1 protein-coding gene is annotated in these 3,010 nt (G+C 71.2%); it reads right to left on the reverse strand.

Annotated elements, in window-relative coordinates; genetic code table 11:
- Positions 1 to 39 precede the first annotated feature (39 nt).
- Positions 40 to 2,502: a Tex family protein gene (locus tag ACRX5W_RS19985; protein ID WP_436789626.1), complete on the reverse strand. Its 2,463-nt coding sequence runs from the start codon at positions 2,500 to 2,502 to the stop codon at positions 40 to 42.
- Between the last annotated feature and the right edge of the window lie 508 nt (positions 2,503 to 3,010).

Raw genomic sequence — 3,010 nt, forward strand, 5'->3', positions numbered from 1 at the left:
CCGCGGCATGTTCTGTCCCTCGGAGCCGTGTCGGGATTCTCAGCGCCGTCCCCGGGCCGGGCCGCCGTCGCCTTCCACCAGTCCTGCGCGGCGCAGTGCGTCCGCGAGGGCGCCGTTGCCGATCGGGGCGTTGCCGCGGTTGCCGCCGCCCTGCCGGGGTTGGCCGCCCTGCCCCGGGCGACCGCCGCGCCGGGCTCCGTCGCGCCGGCCGCCTTCGCGCTGCCCTCCGTCGCGCGGGCCGCGGCGCTCGTTCTGCGGCCGACGCGGGCCGGGTGCCGTACGCCCGCCTCCGGCACCGGACTTCGCCTCGTCCTCCAGGCGCATCGTCAGCGAGATGCGCTTGCGCGGGATGTCGACGTCCAGGACCTTGACGCGCACGATGTCGCCCGGCTTGGCGACGTCGCGCGGGTCCTTGACGAACTGGTCCGACATCGCCGACACGTGCACCAGGCCGTCCTGGTGGACGCCGACGTCGACGAACGCGCCGAACGCGGCGACGTTGGTGACCACGCCCTCCAGCAGCATCCCCGGCTTCAGGTCGGTCAGTTGCTCGACGCCTTCCTTGAACGCCGCGGTCTTGAACGCCGGACGCGGGTCGCGGCCCGGCTTCTCCAGTTCGGCGAAGATGTCGGTCACCGTCGGGAGGCCGAACTTCTCGTCCACGAAGTCCTTCGGGTTCAGCGAGCGCAGCACCGCCTCCTTGCCGAACACCGCCTTCACGTCACCGCCGACGGCCGTCACGATGCGCCGCACGACCGGGTACGCCTCGGGGTGGACGCTTGAGGAGTCAAGCGGATCGTCCCCTCCGGGGATCCGAAGGAAGCCCGCGCACTGCTCGAACGCCTTGGGCCCCAGCCGGGACACGTCCTTCAGTTCCTTGCGGTTCTTGAACGGCCCGTGGGTGTCGCGGTGCAGGACGATGTTCTCGGCGAGGCCGCCGCCGATGCCCGACACCCGGGTCAGCAGCGGCACCGACGCCGTGTTGACGTCGACGCCGACGGCGTTGACGCAGTCCTCCACGACGGCGTCCAGCGAGCGGGACAACTGCACTTCGGACAGGTCGTGCTGGTACTGGCCGACCCCGATCGACTTCGGGTCGATCTTGACGAGTTCGGCGAGCGGGTCCTGGAGCCGCCGGGCGATCGACACCGCGCCGCGCAGCGACACGTCCAGACCGGGCAGCTCCTGGGCGGCGTACGCGGACGCCGAGTACACCGAGGCGCCGGCCTCGGAGACCACGACCTTGGTGAGCGGCAGGTCGGGGTGACGCTTGATCAGGTCGCCCGCGAGCTTGTCGGTTTCGCGGGACGCTGTGCCGTTGCCGATGGCGATCAGCTCGACACCGTGCTCCTTGGCCAGCCGGGCGAGGGCGTCGATCGACTCGTCCCATTTGCGGCGTGGCTCGTGCGGGTAGATCGTGTCGGTCGCCACAACCTTGCCCGTCGCGTCCGCCACCGCGACCTTGACGCCGGTGCGCAGGCCCGGGTCGAGGCCCATCGTCGTCCGCGCTCCCGCCGGTGCGGCCAGCAGCAGGTCGCGCAGGTTGGCGGCGAACACGCGCACCGCCTCGTCCTCCGCGGCCTGGCGCAGGCGTCCGCGCAGGTCGATGCCGAGGTGGACGAGGAACCGCGTACGCCACGCCCACCGCACGGTGTCGGCCAGCCAGCGGTCCGCCGGGCGTCCGCGGTCGGCGATGCCGAACCGGTGGGCGATGGACCGCTCGTAGTCGGTCGGACCGGCCGGGGTGTCCGCCGACGCGGTGTCCGGCTCCGCGTCGGGTTCGAGGGAGAGCGCGAGCACGTCCTCCTTCTCGCCGCGGAACATCGCCAGGATCCGGTGCGAGGGGAGCCGCGTGAACGGCTCGGCGAAGTCGAAGTAGTCGGAGAACTTCGCGCCCGCCTCCTCGCGTCCCTCACGCACCTTGGCGACCAGGCGCCCGCGCGACCACATGCGCTCGCGCAGCTCGCCGACGAGGTCGGCGTCCTCGGAGAACCGCTCGACCAGGATCGAACGGGCGCCTTCGAGAGCCGCGGCCGCGTCCGCGACGCCCTTGTCGGCGTCGACGAAGCCCGCTGCCGCGGCCTGGGGTTCGTGGTCCGGGTCGGCCAACAGCAGGTCGGCCAGCGGCTCCAGCCCGGCCTCGCGGGCGATCTGCGCCTTGGTGCGCCGCTTGGGCTTGTAGGGAAGGTAGATGTCCTCCAGACGCGCCTTGGAGTCGGCGGCCATGATCTGCTCGCGCAACGCGTCGTCGAGCTTGCCCTGCGCCTCGACCGACTCCAGGATCGCCGTTCGGCGCTCCTCCAGTTCCCGCAGGTAGCGCAGGCGCTCTTCGAGGGTGCGCAGTTGCGTGTCGTCGAGGGTGCCGGTCACCTCCTTGCGGTACCGGGCGATGAACGGCACGGTCGCCCCGCCGTCGAGCAGTTCGACGGCGGCCTGCACCTGTCCTTCGCGTACGCCGAGCTCATCGGCGATCCTCTTGTTGACAGAGGGTGTGGACGTCACCACGGACCTGAACCACCTTCACACTGGGGTACTCGGGCATTCTGCCGATGTTGGGCCCGAATGTCGCACCGGTGGGTCCGCAGCGTGTCCGCGGGTCCGGGCGGGGCGTGGGCGGCTGTTTGTGGAAGCCGCAGGGCCGCACAATCCGCTTGGCGAAGCGCGCGGGACGCAAAACGGACACCAAGTCCCCGTATTTCATGGTTGATCGGATATCCGCGTGCGGGGAGCGCGGGGGCCGGTGACGGCACGGTGAACGCCGGAAGGCACGTCGTGGAAGCCTCCGCGACCGATTTCTCCAAATCCTCGCGGACCCGATACGCCTCGGTAACGTTCGAAAACATGGACGGACAGGGAACCGGCCTTCGGCCGCACCACCTGGGCGACAACGGAGACGAGCGCGTGTCGGGTGCCGGGAGCTGCGGCCCGGGCGGCGGTTCGACCGGCCACAAGGTGAACAAGGCCGAGGCGTCAAGCGGTTGGCTGCGGCGGTTGCGCCGCCGCCGCGACC

The organism is Yinghuangia sp. YIM S10712, from assembly GCF_051388935.1.
GTDB lineage: Bacteria > Actinomycetota > Actinomycetes > Streptomycetales > Streptomycetaceae > Yinghuangia.